The sequence below is a fragment of the Nonomuraea sp. B5E05 genome, from assembly GCF_039880665.1.
In the GTDB taxonomy this organism is placed as follows: domain Bacteria; phylum Actinomycetota; class Actinomycetes; order Streptosporangiales; family Streptosporangiaceae; genus Nonomuraea.
In genome coordinates this window covers 93,052-106,975 of sequence record NZ_JBDPMJ010000016.1, presented here as the reverse complement: position 1 = coordinate 106,975, position 13,924 = coordinate 93,052, and the positions used below count along the sequence as shown (strand labels likewise).

Below are 13,924 nucleotides of genomic sequence, written 5' to 3'. Positions count from 1 at the left end.
TTCAACGGAAAGTATCCACCTCATTACGCAACGTCTGCTAGAAATTGGCGAATGCTTGCCCGTCTCGCCCTTGCGGCGATCATCGCCTCGGCCCCCACCGCGCATCCTCGCGTCGTACTGGCCGACCCGATCGACAGCACTCCCCACGTGCTCGACGGCATCGTCAACGCCATCGCCGTCGTGGGGCGCACCGTCGTGGTCGGCGGCGCGTTCAGCGAGGTCGCCGACGCCGCCCGCACCACCACCTATCCGCGCTCCAACGTGTTCGCCTACGACCTGGCCACCGGCCGGGTCCTGGAGGACTTCGCGCCCGTCGTCCCCGGCGCGGTGCACGGCCTGGCCGCGGGCGAGCGCGGCACCGTCTACGTCGGCGGCCAGTTCTACGGCGTCAACAACGAGCCGTCCAGGGCGCTGGCCAAACTCCGCCTCTCCGACGGCGCGCTGGTGCCCGGCTTCGCACCGCGCATCGGCGGCGGCACGGTGACCACGCTGGCCCGCCAGGGCTCCAAGCTGTACGTCGGCGGCGACTTCGTCAGCCCGCGCACCGCGCTGGCCAGGCTCGACGCGGTCACCGGCGCGGCCGACCCCGACTTCGCCATCACGCCCGGCAAGCCGCTGACCAGGCAGGTGAAGGTCTACGCGCTGGCCGTCTCACGCGACAGGCTCGCGGTGGACGGCACGTTCACCACGCTCGACGGCGCGTCCAGGCCGCAGCTCGGGCTGATCGACGTCAGCGGGCGCGTGGCCAGGGTCGCTCCGTGGCGGACCGACGTGTACGCGCGCAAGTGCATGGCCGGGTTCCCGTCGTACGTGCGCGGCCTCGACTTCTCCCCCGACGGCCGCTATTTCGCGGTGGTCACCACGGGAGGCCCGAGGGCCGGCATGTGCGACACGACCGCCAGATTCGAGACCTATGCCAAGGGCTCGCGCATCAAGCCGACCTGGGTCAACAGCACGGGGGGCGATTCGCTCTACGCGGTCTCGGTGACGGGGGCGGCGGTCTATGTGGGCGGGCACCTGCGCTGGCTGGACAATCCGCGGGGCCGCGACTCCGCCGGCCCTGGAGCGGTGTCACGGCCCGGCATCGGCGCCATTCATCCGCGCACGGGAAAGGCTCTGAGTTGGAATCCGACGCGCGAGCGCGGGATCGGCGTGAAGGCGTTTTACGCGCACCCCACCGGACTACTTGTCGGTAGCGACACGACGAGACTCGGACGGGAGTACCATGCCCGGATTGGCATGTTCCCCCTGCCCTAGTCGTCGTGCGGCTTCGGGCGGTCGACCTTGTCGCTGATGCGGGCACTCACGGCATCACGCTGCCTGGAGAGCAGGACGTAGCTGGCTATGCCGCTGATCAAGAATGAGCAGACGATCAGCACCAGCGGGTTAGTCAGTCCGAGCAGCCACAGCACACCCAGGGTCACCAGAAACAGGCCGATCCGCGACGCGGTGTAAACGAGAACGGGACGCACGGGTTCGAGGTTACTCGGACCTGTGGCGCGGTCGCTCTTCGCATCAGACGCGAGCACTGCTACTGTCCCAGTCAGGGAGTTTCGTAAAGAAACACCCACGAGAGCCCCAAAGAGGCTCTATCATATAACAATCGGGCAGTCAGCTGATAACAACCCGTGATCTTTGTAGAAAACCACGGATAAATCAGGCTTCGCTCGACACACTGGTTACCTGTCCGCCCGCTGGCAGGAAGCGGGATGCGAGGGGGAGAGATTGGTGGAGAGTAGCAGCGAGCGTCTGCTGACCCCAGGAGAGGTTGCCGCCCTCTTCCGGGTAGACCCAAAGACGGTTACGCGCTGGGCTGCGGCAGGCCGCATCAGCAGTATCCGCACCCCCGGAGGGCACCGGCGCTTCCGCGAGTCGGAAGTCCACGCCCTTCTCCGAGGCGAGGACGTTCTCACGGCCGACAGGCCGGCAGGTGAGTCCCCGCGCGTCTGACGTTCCGTCCAGTCGGTGATCCTGTCGCCAGGATCACCGCGGACGGGATCGACTTGTTGCGTGCTTCCCGGCCACACTTCCGTACGGTGAGCATGGGGCGGCGCCATCCGCCGACCGTGGCTGGCGCCTGTCCGTCCGTTCCCCCTCAGGCACCTTCCTGCTCGGCCTTGAAGGCCAGGAACTCGCGTTCCAGATCGTCGTTCTCCTCTTCCCAGCGCCGGCGGCGCTCGGCCGCCTCCTCCTCCGTCAGCGCCTCGGGCAAGAACGTCTCGTAATCGGGATCATCGGGCTGAAGCTCCACGTACGCGTTGCCGATCAGCCGACCGTCTTCGCTGGTCAGGCTCTGCGGCACGCGCAGCGTCCCGTCCGCGAGCCGGATGACGTACATGGTGGACCACCTAGATTCCGTAGCGCCGGTTGAAGAACAGCATGACGTCGAGCGCCATCCGCGTGTCGCCCCCGAGCATGTCCACCAGGGCGGGACGCTGGCGGGAGGCGATGGCGGCGAAGGCGTCGGCGAAGAACTCCTTGCGTCCCAGCCCGCCTCCCTGGCGGTGGAACGTCGAGGCCAGCACCGGCATGGCCGTCTCGTAGAGCTGCACGAACTCAGGCGAGTCCGAGACCCACTCGCCGTGCGCCGAGTCGACGTCGTCGATGGCGTGGCCGACCTCGTGCATCATCACGTCAGGAGTGGGCGAGGGGCGGTCGCCCACCACGATCTTGCGGTCCCCGTACGCACCCGCACAGATGTCCCAGGTCGCGCGGCCCGACGGTAAGGGGGCGCCGCGTAAGTAGCCCATGTCGTCGAGGTCGGGCACGCCTCCACGGCCGACGTAGATGCCTTCGAGGCCGGCCGCGAGCTTGTCCTTGAGCCCGTCGGGCAGTCGGGCCAGGCTCTCCACCGCGTGGACGACCTCGGGGGACGGCGGCCCTCTCCGGACGTCCCACTGCCGGTGCAGGATCTCCTCCAGCTTGCCGCAGTGGCGTAGACCGTCGCCCATCGAGGGCACGTCGGGCCGGTTCGGCTGCGCTCTGAGCGGCTCGTCGTTGAGCTCGAAGTCGTACCAGGTGTAGCGGGGTCGCTCGGCCACGGCGGCGGGCAGCCGCGCGCGGCGCTCGCGCACCGTGAAGGCGTCCCACGTCGCCTGGCGCTCCCGACGGCCCGGCGGCGTCCCCGCCTCCCCGCCCGGCCCGGCCCCGCGCTCCGGACGGTCACCACCCGGCCATCCTCGCTCCGGCTGCCCGGCGATCGGCCAGGCTCCGTGCTCCGGGTGGTCGGCCCCCGGCCACGACCTGCGGTCCGGCTGGCCCGCGCCGGGCCAGGACCGGCGTTCCGGCTGGCCCGCGCCGGGCCAGGCCGACCGCTCCTGGCGGCCGCTGAGCTTGCCGCTGCCCGCCGGACGCCGGCGGTCCGTTCCCTCGCGTTCTCTGGCCGCCGCGCGAGCCTCCCTGCGCCTTTCACGGGCGTTGGACCAGAACGAGCGCTCGGAGTCGGGCGGCGCCTCGCCGCGCCGGGAGAAGAGGTAGGAACCGCGCCGCCACCAACGACCGCGTCGATGCCGGCCCTTGTCGTGAGAAAAGGCCATCGCACCTCTCAACGCCGTGAAGCCCATGCAGACCGGCACATCGGGTTCCACCGTACGACGTCGATCTTCTCCTAGTCACCCGAAATGGGACATCAAGCGGCACGATCACGCTGGGGATGGCTTACAGTTCGGGCATGGCAGGTGTTCTTATCGGCCTTGGGCTGCTCGCCTTCTGGCTCTTCTCCCTCTTCGACGTGGTGACCACGCCGGAAGACGAAGTTAGGAACGTACCAAAGGCGCTCTGGATCCTGATCGTCGTGCTGATCCCGCTGCTCGGCGGCCTGGTGTGGATGGCCCGTGGCCGCCCGCGGGCCCCGCGGGCGGCGTGGCCCGTCCCCCCGGGCCCAGGCACGCCGAAGGGACCGGACGACGACCCCGACTTCCTCCGTGATCTCGACCGCCGCATGCGCGGTGACGACGTCAGCTAGTCCACGTCGGCGTAGCTGTGCAGGCCCTCGAAGAAGATGTTGACCCCGATCAGGTTGAACAGGAGGCAACCGAACGCCACCAACTGCACGATCGTCGCCGACCTCCCCCGCCAACCGGCCGTCACCCTGGCATGCAGGTAGGCGGCGTAGGCGACCCACGTGATGAACGCCCACACCTCCTTGGGGTCCCAGCCCCAGTAGCGGCCCCACGCGCGGTCGGCCCAGAGGGCGCCCGCGATGACGGCGAACGTCCACACCGGGAAGGCGAACACGATCGCCCGGTGCGCCACCCGCTCCAGGTCGGCGCGGGCCGGCAGCCGCGAAAGCCCGTCGCCGCGCAGCAGGTAGAGCACGCCTGACACGCCCGCGAGCGTGAACAGGCCGCTGGCGACGATCGCGGCTGAGACGTGGATGGCGATCCAGTACGTGTCGAGCGCCGGCACCACCGGCCCCGCCGTGGTGTAGAAGGCCTTCACCGCGAGGCCGAGACCGAGCGCGACGGTGACCATGACGAAGGAGCCGAGGAAGCGCACGTTGGTGCGCAGCTGGGTGACCAGGAACGCGGTCACGGCGGCGAAGCAGATGGCCACCACGAACTCGTACATGTTGCCCCAGGGCCACCGGTCGGCGGCCAGGCCGCGGGTGGCGATGGCGCCGAGGTTGGCGGCCCAGCCCAGCCAGGCGAGGACCAGGGCGGCAGTGCCGGCCCTGACCGCGGTTCTCGACTGTGGCGCGCCGTCGTCCAGAGCCGCCGCGGCGACGTCTCCTCCGGGCGCCGTCGCGTCGCCGCCCGCGTCCACGTGGTCACCTGGGAGCCCCGTGACCGCGTCGCGGCCCGGCGCCCCGTCACCGGCCGCGTCGCCGACCGGGGAGCCGGCCCTGTCAACGGCCCTGTCAACGGCCCCGTCAACGGCAGGGGCACCGACCGTGACCGGCTTCTTGGCGGCGAGCGGGCCGGCCGCGGACCGCGCGGCCACACCGGGACGGGCCCGGCCGAAGGCGAGCTCGATCGCGAACCCGATCATGGCGACGAGGTAGAGCAGGACGGCGGCGACGACGAAAAGGTCGCTCAGCTCGGCGAGTTGCTCAGCGGACATCCTTTTCTCCTGCTGATAGATCCTTGACGATGTCGGCGAACTCCTCGGCGAAGCCCGCCGCGGAGCCCTCTGTGCGGGTCAGGCCGCCCACCTCGACCTTGCCGCCCTCGATCCTGACGAACACCCTGCGCCGCCTGATCATCAGCGACAGGGCGATGGCGACGACGGCGGTGCCGCCCGCCACCAGCGCGGAAATGCGGCCGGGGTCGTAGGTCGTCTGGAGCGTGATCCACTCCTTGACCCCGGTGAACTCGATCGTGCCCACGCCGCCCGGCAGGTCGACCGACTGGCCCACGGCCAGCGGCTTGGGCGTGTCGGAGGCCATGAGCAGCGGGTTGAGCTTCTTCATCACCTCGGGCGGCGCCAGCTCGTAGACCGACTGCGGCCGTCCCGAGCGCACGCCCAGGTCACCGGAGAAGGCTCCGAGCACCTGCACCTCGGGGTTGAGCTCGCCGGGGAAGGCGGAGGCGTGGCCGCCGTCGGTCAGCGGCACGCTGGTGGGCAGGAACCGCAGCAGGAAGCCCAACTGCTGCGGCTGCGCGTCGGGCGCCTTGACCACGCATCCCGAGGTCATCGTGGCCTTGTCCTCGATGAGGCACGGGACGGGCCCTTCGAAGGCCACCTGGCCCTTGCCGTCGGTCACTCTGAAGACGGGGGCGTAGCCGTTGCCGATCAGATAGGTCTGGGTGCCGCCGACGTCGAGGGGCTCGTTGACCTTGAGCTCGTAGTCGCGGGCGGGCGCCTCGGGCGAGTCGTTGACCTTCAGGCGGGCCGCGTAGTCGAGCACCTGGCCCTTCCTCTCGCCCGTGACCTGGTAGGAGACCTCGAGGTCGGCCAGCTGGAAGGAGAACGGCTCCAGCGACTCGGCCGACACCTGGCTGCCGGGCATGAACCGGTCGTAGGCGGCCACCGTGTTGGCGAACCCGTCGCCCTCGACGACCAGGACGTTGCCCCGGTAGCCGAAGAGCGAGCCGGCGCCGATCGCGACCAGGATGCCGAGCAGGGCGACGTGGAAGAACAGGTTGCCCGTCTCGCGCAGGTAGCCCTTCTCCGCCGACACCCAGCCGTCGCCGGTGGCGACGCGGAAACGCATCCTGCGCAGCCGCCGGGCGGCCTGCTCGACCGTGAGGTCGCCGTCGAACGTGGCGGAGTGGGGCAGCCTGGACGGCCGTTTCGGCGCGGCGGGCGGCTTGCGTCGCAACTCGCGCAGGTAGGTCGTGGTGCGCGGGACGATGCAGCCGATGAGCGAGGTGAACAGCAGCAGGTAGACGGCGGCGAACCAGGTCGAGCCGAACACGTCGAAGAGCTGGAACCTGTCGTACCACTCGGCCAGGGCCGGGTTCTGCTCGTAGAGCGTGGCCACCTTGCCGGGCTCGACGCCGCGCTGCGGCACCACCGAGCCGGGCACGCTGCCGAGGGCCAGCAGGAACAGCAGGATCAGCGCCGTCCGCATCGAGGTGAGGGTGCGCCATCCCCAGCGCAGCCAGCCCACCGGCCCGAACCCGGCAGGTCCGGGCGTGCGCGGCTTCTCCAGCTCCTGGATGCTCATCAGATCACCGGCTCGAAGGCGCCGATCAGACCCTGCATGGCCGCGATCATCTCTCCCCAGAGCCCGGTCACGAGCAGCACGCCGACGGCCACCATCATGCCGCCGCCGATCCTGGTGATCAGGCGCGAGTGTTTGCGGATGGCACGGAACGTACGCAGGGCCTTGCTGTAGGCGAGCGCCGCCCCCACGAACGGCAGCCCGAGCCCGAGTGCGTACGCGACCGCGAGCAGCGCCCCGCGCCCGGCGCTGCCCTCGTTGAGCCCGAGCGCCAGCACGACGGCCAGCGTGGGCCCGATGCACGGGGTCCACCCGAGCCCGAACACCACCCCGAGCAGCGGCGCGCCCGCCAGCCCCGCGGACGGCATCCGGTGGATGCGCACGTCGCGCATCAGGCCGGGCACGACGCCCAGGAACGCGAGCCCCAGCAGGATGGTGAGCACGCCGAGCACCCGCGTGATGATCTCGGCGTTGCCGAGCATGATCGACCCGAGCCCGCCGAACAGCGCCCCGCTGAGCACGAAGACCAGCCCGAACCCGGCCACGAACAGCACCGTGCCGAGCACCAGCCGCCCGCGCCTGGGGTCGGCGCTCATGCCGGTCACGTAGGACAGGTAGCCGGGCACCAGCGGCAGCACGCACGGCGACAGGAACGACACCACCCCGGCGAGCACCGCGATCGGCACCGCGAGCAGCAGCGAGCCCGAGGCGACGACGTCATTCATCGCGCACCTTGGTCACCGCGTTGAGCAGGTCGGTGTATTTCACCGCGCCCAGCGCCCTGGCCGCGATCCGGCCCTGCTCGTCGATGATCAGCGTGGACGGGATGGCGGCCGGCGGCACCGTGCCCTGGAAGGCCAGCGCGACCTTGCCGGGCTGGTCGAAGATGTGGGGGTAGCCGGTCTTCTCGGTGCGCTCGAACGCCAGCGCGTCGGCCTGGCGGTCCTTGAAGTCGACGCCGAGGAACTCGACCCCGCTGTCCTTGGTCTTGGCGGCGACCTCCTTGAGCACGGGCGCCTCGGCCCGGCACGGGCCGCACCACGAGGCCCAGAAGTTGAGCACCACCACCTTGCCCTTGTGCGCGGCGAGCGATGCGGTGCCGCCGTCGAGCGTGGGGCCCTCGATCGCGGGCGCCGGCTTGCGCTCGCCCGCCTCGAACACCTGCATCTTCCCGTCGCCCGCGACGAAACGGGTGTCACCCGCCTGCGGCTGGCCGCTCTGGTTGCCCGCGCAGCCGGCGACGGTCGCAGCCAGGAGAACGAGAAGGATGGACTTGGTGCGCACGGAGGAAGATCTCCTTGTACTACAACCGGTAGAGCTTGCAACTCTACCGGCGACGCCGCCCGCCCCGGACATCGGGGAGCGCCTCAGGCTCCGGGGACGGAAGGGCCGGGATCGAGCGAACCGGCCGGCTCGCTGTAGCCCACGCTGACCAGACGATCTCCGTCGAACGTGAACGTGGTGAGGCTGGCCAGCGCGCACTGCCTGCGCCGGGGATCGTGCCAGAGCCTGCGACGCTCGGCGGCCATCCTGATCGCCCAGATGGGGAGCTGGTGGCTGACGAGCACCGTCTCGTGCCCGCGCGCCGCCGCTCTGGCGTCGTCGATCATCGAGCGCATGCGCTGGACGATGGCCGGATAGGACTCGCCCCATGACGGGCGGAGCGGATTCCAGAAATAGCGGTAGTTGCGCGGGTTGCGCAGCAGCGCCAGGCCGGGCCCCGCCGTACGGCCCTCCAGCAGGTTGCCGGCCTCGATCAGCCGGATGTCCTGCGTGATGTCGAGGCCCAGCTTGTCGGCGAGCGGCGTCGCCGTCTCCATCGCCCGCTCGAGCGGCGAGCTGTAGACGGCGACGATGTCACGGCCGCCGACCGCCTTGGCGACCGTCTCGGCCATGAGCCGGCCGGTCTCCGACAGGTGGTAGCCGGGCAGCCTGCCGTAGAGAATGCCTTTGGGGTTGTGCACCTCACCGTGGCGCAGTAGGTGGACGACGGTCATTTCAGCCATGGTGTGGCACAGCCTATCCGCTCGGCCGCGCCGAGCCACGCGCCCGGCCACTGGGCTCGCGTCAGCCCGGCGTTCACGCGACGGTAAAGTCGCCCCCGAGGGGAGGCGCCGCGTTGAGTCCATGGGCACTCGTCCTCGTTCTGGTCGCCGCCGTCGCCCACGCCTCGTGGAACATCCTGAGCAAGAAGGCCTCCCAGGCCGACGGCCTCGTCTTCGTCTGGCTCGTCGCCGTCGCGGCCGCGGTCGTGTGGGCGCCGCTGTTCGCCGGCTACCTGATCGCCACGGCCGACCTCCCCACCTGGCAGGACCTCGCCGTGATCAGCGGCAGCATGGCCCTGCACCTCGGCTACTTCGTGCTGCTCCAGCGGGGGTACGGCACCGCGGACCTGTCGGTCGTCTATCCGGTCGCGCGCGGCACCGGGCCGATGCTGGCCAGCCTCTTCGCCGTGCTGTTCCTCGGCGAGCGGCCGTCGCCGGCCGGTGTGGCGGGGATCGTGCTGGTCGGCATCGGCGTGTTCATGCTCAGCGGCGGCAACGCGAGGGCCGGGCTCAAGGCGGTGGCGCCCGGGCTGGCCACGGGGGTGTTCATCGCGGGTTACACGGTGTGGGACTCGCAGGTGGTGACCGCGTTCGCGGTGGCGCCGCTCATGCTCAACTATCTCGGCGAGGCCGCCCGTGCCCTCGTGCTCGCGCCCGTCGTGCTGGGCACGCGGCGGAAGCTGGTGCTGCCCGTGTGGCGCGAGCACCGGTTCCGGATCGTGGGGACGGCTGTGCTGATCTTCGTTTCGTACGTGCTGGTGTTGTTCGCCTTCACGATGGCGCCGGTGAGCGTGGTGGCGCCGGCCCGGGAGGTCAGCGTGCTGATCGGGGTCCTGCTCGGCGGGCGGCTGCTGGCCGAGGGCGACCTGCGGCGCAGGTTGCCGGCGGCGGGCGTGATCGTCGGCGGCATCGTGGCCGTCACGCTCAGCTGACCGCCCAGGCGTTCTCCTGAGTCCTGCTGGCATCGGCGAGCGCCTCCACCATGGCCCTGATCGCGGGGCGGCGGGCGGCGTCGGAGCGCCAGATCGCGTAGATGCGGCGTGACTGGCGCGGCCTGAGGGGGACGAGGCTCACGCCGTCGGGCACGCAGTCCCGGCCGAGCCGGGGCACGATCGCGCAGCCCAGCCCGGCGGCCACGAGCGCGAGCTGGGTCGGATATTCATCGGCCATGCAGGCGATCACCGGCTCGATCGAGGCGCTGCGCAACGTGAAGACCAGCCAGTCGTGGCAGACGGTGCCGGGCGAACCGCTGACCCACCGCTCGCCGTGCAGCTGGGCCAGCTCCACCTCCTTCCTGCCCGCCAGCGGGTGGCCGGCGGGGATCGCGACGTCGGCGATGTCGTCGAGCAGCGTGGCCCTGGACAGGCCGTCGGGGATGGCCATGGGCCTGTTGAGCCAGTCCTGGATCACGCCCAGGTCGAGCTCGCCCCTGGCCACGTCGCGCACGACGCGCTCCGGCTCACGCTCGTGCAGCTGCACCCACAGGTCGGGGTGGCGCTTCCTGAGCGCGACGAGGGCGGCGGGCATGAGGCCGCGCGCGGCGGTGGGGAAGGCGGCGGCGTTGAGCCGGCCGACGACCTCGCCGCGCAGCGCCTCGAAGTCGGCCTCCGCGGTCTCGACCAGGGCGAGGATGCGCTCGGCGTGCTCGGCGAGCAGGCCGGCCGCGTCCGTCAGCCGCACGCCGCGGCCGTTGCGCTCCATGAGCTTGGCGCCGGTCTCCCGCTCCAGCTTGGCGATCTGCTGGGACACCGCCGACGGCGTCACCATCAGCGCGTCGGCGGCGGCGCCGACCGACCCGTAGACGTGCACAGCGTGAAGAGCCTTGAGCCGGTTCAAGTCCAACATGTAAGCCAGTCTAAATGGTTTAGCGTAGAAAGTCTCGCTTGTAGTTGACTGTGTAGCAGATGAAAATAGATGCATGAGAATCATCAAGCTGAAGAGGCAGCGTCCCGACACCGTCTCGTACCTCAAGGTCCTCGCGGAGCAGGCCCGCGAGCAGCGCATCCGCTACCAGAAGCCCGCTCGCTGAATGAGCCCCCGGCACCTCGCCCTCGCCGTCGGCATAGCCGCCGTCTGGGGCTTCAACTTCGTCGTCATGCAGACCGGCCTGCGACACTTCGCACCCCTGCAGTACGCCGGCCTCAGGTTCGCCCTGGCGGCGTTCCCCGCCCTGCTGTTCGTGGGGCGGCCGGGGGTCGCATGGCGCTGGGTGGCCGGGGTGGCCGCGGCCATCGGCGTGGGCCAGTTCGGCCTGCTGCTCGTCGGCATGCGGGCCGGCATGCCGGCCGGGCTGAGCTCGCTCGTCCTGCAGACGCAGGCACTGTTCACCGTGCTGTTCGCGGCGACGCTGCTCGGGGAGCGGCTCACCGCCCGCCGCGTCACGGGGCTGGCCGTCGCGTTCTGCGGGCTCGCCCTGGTCGCCTTCGACTTCGGCGTGTCGGGCCCGATCGGAGCCTTCGCGCTCTGTGTGGCCGCCGCGGCCGCCTGGAGCGTCGGCATCATCATCCAGCGCAGGGCCGCGCCCCCCGACTCGCTGCGCTTCATGGTCTGGGTCAGCGCCCTGTCGACGCCGCCGCTCCTGCTCATGTCCTTCCTGCTGGAGGGCGCGCCGACGCTGGACGCGCCGCTCGAGGGCTGGTTGTCCCTCGCGTACGTGGCGTTCATCTCCACGCTGGGCGGCTTCGGCGCCTGGGGATTCCTGCTGCGCCGCTACGACGCCTCGACCGTGGGGCCGTACGCGCTGCTCGTGCCGGTGTTCGGCATGTCGTCGGCGGCGCTGGTGACCGGCGAGCCGCTGTCGTGGCCCACAGTGCTGGCGGCGGCGCTCATCATCGCGGGCGTGCTCTACGCCGGCAGCAGGCCTCGCCACCGCGTCCAGCAGAGCCCCGAGCGCCTGGAGAGCACCCTCGCGCGGCGGGCCTAGGTGCCGCGACAGGAAACGTTCACCGGGTGCACCCGCCCTGGGCCTAGTCGATCGGTGTGCAGATCACATGGACCTCGACGGTGATCGTCTTGTCCTTGCTGTTGAGGAAGAAGAGGTTTCAGGCGTCGGCCACGGCGTCGGGCCTATCGCTCGTGCGGCCCGGTGCGTTCTCCTCAACGATCACAGGCCTTTCCAGGCTGTGGTCGCCCTGATAGGCGTACCCGCCGCCGATGGCCCGCTGCCCCCTCGGGCAAACCACGTTCGATCAAGGTAGACGCACGCACTTGACGATCACTTGCAGGCGCATCGCAGCACTAGGCGGCGGCCGCGGCCGCCTTCGCCGCCGCCGGGAGCGCGTCGGCGACGCGGTTGAGCGCCTCGTCGTCGTGCGAGGCCGACAGGAACCACGCTTCGTACGCCGACGGCGGCAGGTAGACGCCCTGCTCCAGCATCGCGTGGAAGAACGCGGTGAACGCGGCGGTGTCCTGTGTCCTGGCCTCGTCGAAGCTCGTGACCTCCGACTCCGTGAAGAAGATCGAGAACAGGCTGCCCGCCCGCTGCAGCCGGTGCGGCACTCCCGCCGCGGCGAGCGCCTCGGAGGCCGCCCCGCCCACCTGGGACGCCGCGGCGTCCACGCGCGCGTAGGCGTCGTCGTCGAGCGCCCGGAGCGTGGCCAGCCCCGCCGCGCAGGCCAGCGGATTGCCGGACAACGTGCCCGCCTGATAGACGGGGCCCTCAGGAGCCAGGTGGGCCATGACGTCGGCCCGGCCGCCGAACGCCGCCGCCGGCAGCCCGCCGCCCATGACCTTGCCGAACGTCATCAGGTCGGCGTCGACCGGGTCGAGGCCGTACCAGCCGGAACGCGAGACCCTGAAGCCCGTCAGCACCTCGTCGACCACGAGCAGTGCGCCGTGGGCCGTGCACAACTCGCGCAGCCGCGCGTTGAAGCCGTCGCGCGGCGGGACCACCCCCATGTTCGCCGGGCACGCCTCGGTGATCACGCACGCGACGTCGCCGGCGGCGAACGCCTGCTCGACGGCCTCGACCGAGTTGTACGGCAACACGATCGTGTCGGCCGCCGCCGCCCCGGTCACGCCCGGCGTGTCCGGCAGCCCGAACGTCGCCACCCCCGACCCGGCAGCGGCCAGCAGCGCGTCGACGTGCCCGTGATAACACCCGGCGAACTTGATCACCTTGGATCGCCCGGTGAAGCCGCGCGCCAGCCGCACGGCGCTCATCGTCGCCTCGGTGCCGGAGCTGACCAGCCGCACCTTCTCGACGGGCGCCACCCTGCCGACGATCTCCTCGGCCAGCTCGACCTCGCCGGGCGTGGCGGTGCCGTAGGAGAAACCGTGGGCGGCCGCCTCGGACACGGCCTCGACGACTGAGGGATGGCGGTGGCCGAGGATCATCGGGCCCCAGGAACAGACCAGGTCGACGTAGCGGTTGCCGTCGACGTCGGTGAGGTAGGGGCCCTGTGCCGAGGCCATGAAGCGGGGTGTGCCGCCCACCGCGCCGAACGCGCGCACCGGAGAGTTGACGCCCCCGGGCACGAGCCGGCGGGCGCGGGCGAACAGGTCCTCGGAGTTCTGTGTACGGCTCACCCGACCCAGGTTAGCCGCGGGCCCCCTCGCCCCTCGTAACGGGACGACCTCGCCATGGTGGCAATGTATGCTACCTATAAGGGTCATCAACATCGGGAGGATTCATGGCTGTAACACAGATCGACGTCGATGACGACGCCCTCAAAGAGGCCATGCGCATGATGGGGACGACGACCAAAAAGGAGACCGTGAACGTCGCCCTTCGTGAGTACGTCGCCCGGGTGAAGCGGATCGAGGCCCTGGAGAAGCTGGCCGCCCGGGCAGAGCGTGGCGAGTTCGACGAGGCGGCGCAGGCCCGCCGCGCGGCGAAGGCGGCTTGGAAAAGGGCCATCACCTGATGTCCTACCTCGTCGACACGTCGGCGCTGTGGCATCTCCTGCGGAACACCGATGTGCTGGAGGAGTGGGCCGACCGGATCACCACGCAACCGCTCCGGATCTGCGAGCCCACCAGGGCGGAGTTCCTCTATTCGGCCACCGGCCCCGCCCATAGAGACCACCTGGAAGAGGAGCTCAACACGCTCTGCGAGTTCGTGCCAGTCCCGAAGACCGCCTGGCGTTGGGTGGAGAACGCACAGTACAAACTCACCCAAAAAGGCCAGCACCGCTCGGCCGGACCCATCGATCTGCTGGTGTGCGCCACCGCCGTGCACCATGGGCTCACGGTGCTGCACGTCGACGACGACTTCGCCACGGTGGCGCAGGTCATGACCGAGGTAGGCCAGCGCGACGTCCGCCGGTCGTGA

Annotated in this window: 17 protein-coding genes; 7 read left to right on the top strand and 10 right to left on the bottom strand. The window is 70.5% G+C overall.

The features are described 5' to 3' along the window. Nucleotides 1-51: 51 nt before the first annotated feature. Entirely contained in the window at nt 52-1,257 is a 1,206-nt protein-coding gene (locus ABGB01_RS27700; protein ID WP_347776449.1) for a hypothetical protein, read from the top strand. On the opposite strand, the gene ABGB01_RS27695 is transcribed toward ABGB01_RS27700, so the two are convergent. Continuing rightward, complete coding sequence (locus ABGB01_RS27695) at nt 1,254-1,472, bottom strand: DUF4229 domain-containing protein (protein WP_132509280.1); 219 nt, start codon at nt 1,470-1,472, stop codon at nt 1,254-1,256. The genes ABGB01_RS27700 and ABGB01_RS27695 overlap by 4 nt on opposite strands. Before the next feature lie 256 nt (nt 1,473-1,728). On the opposite strand from ABGB01_RS27695, the gene ABGB01_RS27690 reads away from it, so the two are divergent. Beyond that, nucleotides 1,729-1,950 carry a BldC family transcriptional regulator gene (locus ABGB01_RS27690; RefSeq protein WP_026214226.1) on the top strand — a complete coding sequence of 74 codons (222 nt, stop codon included), beginning with the start codon at nt 1,729-1,731 and terminating at the stop codon, nt 1,948-1,950. A gap of 145 nt (nt 1,951-2,095) precedes the next feature. Here ABGB01_RS27690 and ABGB01_RS27685 read toward each other — a convergent pair whose 3' ends face one another. Then, nucleotides 2,096-2,338, bottom strand: a complete 243-nt coding sequence (locus tag ABGB01_RS27685) for a hypothetical protein (protein ID WP_347648356.1) — start codon at nt 2,336-2,338, stop codon at nt 2,096-2,098. Nucleotides 2,339-2,348: 10 nt separating this feature from the next. Next, entirely contained in the window at nt 2,349-3,536 is a 1,188-nt protein-coding gene (locus tag ABGB01_RS27680; RefSeq protein ID WP_347776448.1) for a hypothetical protein, read from the bottom strand. A gap of 134 nt (nt 3,537-3,670) precedes the next feature. On the opposite strand from ABGB01_RS27680, the gene ABGB01_RS27675 reads away from it, so the two are divergent. Next, nucleotides 3,671-3,964: a PLD nuclease N-terminal domain-containing protein gene (locus ABGB01_RS27675; protein ID WP_132592429.1), complete on the top strand. Its 294-nt coding sequence runs from the start codon at nt 3,671-3,673 to the stop codon at nt 3,962-3,964. Here ABGB01_RS27675 and ccsA read toward each other — a convergent pair. The 5 genes from ccsA to ABGB01_RS27650 all read right to left on the bottom strand — a co-directional run bounded on the left by ccsA (nt 3,961) and on the right by ABGB01_RS27650 (nt 8,613). Further along, a complete protein-coding gene (ccsA, locus tag ABGB01_RS27670; protein ID WP_347776447.1) occupies nt 3,961-5,061 on the bottom strand; it encodes a cytochrome c biogenesis protein CcsA in 1,101 nt (366 codons plus the stop codon). The genes ABGB01_RS27675 and ccsA overlap by 4 nt on opposite strands. Beyond that, nucleotides 5,051-6,610: a cytochrome c biogenesis protein ResB gene (locus tag ABGB01_RS27665; protein WP_347776446.1), complete on the bottom strand. Its 1,560-nt coding sequence runs from the start codon at nt 6,608-6,610 to the stop codon at nt 5,051-5,053. Before ABGB01_RS27665 ends, ccsA begins: the two co-directional genes overlap by 11 nt. Then, a complete protein-coding gene (locus ABGB01_RS27660) occupies nt 6,610-7,332 on the bottom strand; it encodes a cytochrome c biogenesis protein CcdA (protein ID WP_347776445.1) in 723 nt (240 codons plus the stop codon). Before ABGB01_RS27660 ends, ABGB01_RS27665 begins: the two co-directional genes overlap by 1 nt. After that, the gene (locus ABGB01_RS27655; protein WP_347776444.1) at nt 7,325-7,891 is read right to left on the bottom strand and encodes a TlpA disulfide reductase family protein; all 567 of its coding nucleotides are present in this window, start codon (nt 7,889-7,891) and stop codon (nt 7,325-7,327) included. The genes ABGB01_RS27660 and ABGB01_RS27655 overlap by 8 nt, the downstream gene beginning before the upstream one ends. An 83-nt stretch (nt 7,892-7,974) precedes the next feature. Next, a complete protein-coding gene (locus tag ABGB01_RS27650) occupies nt 7,975-8,613 on the bottom strand; it encodes a histidine phosphatase family protein (RefSeq protein ID WP_347776443.1) in 639 nt (212 codons plus the stop codon). A gap of 113 nt (nt 8,614-8,726) precedes the next feature. Between ABGB01_RS27650 and ABGB01_RS27645 the strand changes: the two genes are divergently transcribed. Next, nucleotides 8,727-9,584 (top strand): DMT family transporter, encoded by an 858-nt coding sequence (locus ABGB01_RS27645; RefSeq protein WP_347776442.1) that lies wholly within the window; start codon nt 8,727-8,729, stop codon nt 9,582-9,584. Here the strand turns inward: ABGB01_RS27645 and ABGB01_RS27640 are convergent. Beyond that, nucleotides 9,577-10,497: a LysR family transcriptional regulator gene (locus tag ABGB01_RS27640; protein WP_347776441.1), complete on the bottom strand. Its 921-nt coding sequence runs from the start codon at nt 10,495-10,497 to the stop codon at nt 9,577-9,579. The genes ABGB01_RS27645 and ABGB01_RS27640 overlap by 8 nt on opposite strands. Before the next feature lie 184 nt (nt 10,498-10,681). On the opposite strand from ABGB01_RS27640, the gene ABGB01_RS27635 reads away from it, so the two are divergent. After that, entirely contained in the window at nt 10,682-11,575 is an 894-nt protein-coding gene (locus tag ABGB01_RS27635; protein ID WP_347776440.1) for an EamA family transporter, read from the top strand. Nucleotides 11,576-11,889: 314 nt separating this feature from the next. Here the strand turns inward: ABGB01_RS27635 and hemL are convergent, their stop codons facing one another. Further along, nucleotides 11,890-13,179, bottom strand: coding sequence for a glutamate-1-semialdehyde 2,1-aminomutase (hemL, locus tag ABGB01_RS27630; RefSeq protein ID WP_347776439.1), 1,290 nt, complete (start codon nt 13,177-13,179; stop codon nt 11,890-11,892). A gap of 104 nt (nt 13,180-13,283) precedes the next feature. Here hemL and ABGB01_RS27625 point away from each other — a divergent pair, with 104 nt between their 5' ends. Continuing rightward, the gene (locus ABGB01_RS27625) at nt 13,284-13,517 is read left to right on the top strand and encodes a type II toxin-antitoxin system VapB family antitoxin (protein ID WP_347776438.1); all 234 of its coding nucleotides are present in this window, start codon (nt 13,284-13,286) and stop codon (nt 13,515-13,517) included. Next, nucleotides 13,517-13,924, top strand: a complete 408-nt coding sequence (locus ABGB01_RS27620) for a PIN domain nuclease (protein ID WP_347776437.1) — start codon at nt 13,517-13,519, stop codon at nt 13,922-13,924. The genes ABGB01_RS27625 and ABGB01_RS27620 overlap by 1 nt, the downstream gene beginning before the upstream one ends.

Coding starts and splice junctions, on each gene's coding strand:
- ABGB01_RS27700 (WP_347776449.1), top strand. CDS start 52: ATGCTTGCCCGTCTCGCCCTTGCGGCGATCATCGCCTCGGCCCCCACC.
- ABGB01_RS27685 (WP_347648356.1), bottom strand. CDS start 2,338: ATGTACGTCATCCGGCTCGCGGACGGGACGCTGCGCGTGCCGCAGAGC.
- ABGB01_RS27680 (WP_347776448.1), bottom strand. CDS start 3,536: ATGGCCTTTTCTCACGACAAGGGCCGGCATCGACGCGGTCGTTGGTGG.
- ABGB01_RS27675 (WP_132592429.1), top strand. CDS start 3,671: ATGGCAGGTGTTCTTATCGGCCTTGGGCTGCTCGCCTTCTGGCTCTTC.
- ccsA (WP_347776447.1), bottom strand. CDS start 5,061: ATGTCCGCTGAGCAACTCGCCGAGCTGAGCGACCTTTTCGTCGTCGCC.
- ABGB01_RS27665 (WP_347776446.1), bottom strand. CDS start 6,610: ATGAGCATCCAGGAGCTGGAGAAGCCGCGCACGCCCGGACCTGCCGGG.
- ABGB01_RS27660 (WP_347776445.1), bottom strand. CDS start 7,332: ATGAATGACGTCGTCGCCTCGGGCTCGCTGCTGCTCGCGGTGCCGATC.
- ABGB01_RS27650 (WP_347776443.1), bottom strand. CDS start 8,613: ATGGCTGAAATGACCGTCGTCCACCTACTGCGCCACGGTGAGGTGCAC.
- ABGB01_RS27640 (WP_347776441.1), bottom strand. CDS start 10,497: ATGTTGGACTTGAACCGGCTCAAGGCTCTTCACGCTGTGCACGTCTAC.
- ABGB01_RS27635 (WP_347776440.1), top strand. CDS start 10,682: ATGAGCCCCCGGCACCTCGCCCTCGCCGTCGGCATAGCCGCCGTCTGG.
- ABGB01_RS27625 (WP_347776438.1), top strand. CDS start 13,284: ATGGCTGTAACACAGATCGACGTCGATGACGACGCCCTCAAAGAGGCC.
- ABGB01_RS27620 (WP_347776437.1), top strand. CDS start 13,517: ATGTCCTACCTCGTCGACACGTCGGCGCTGTGGCATCTCCTGCGGAAC.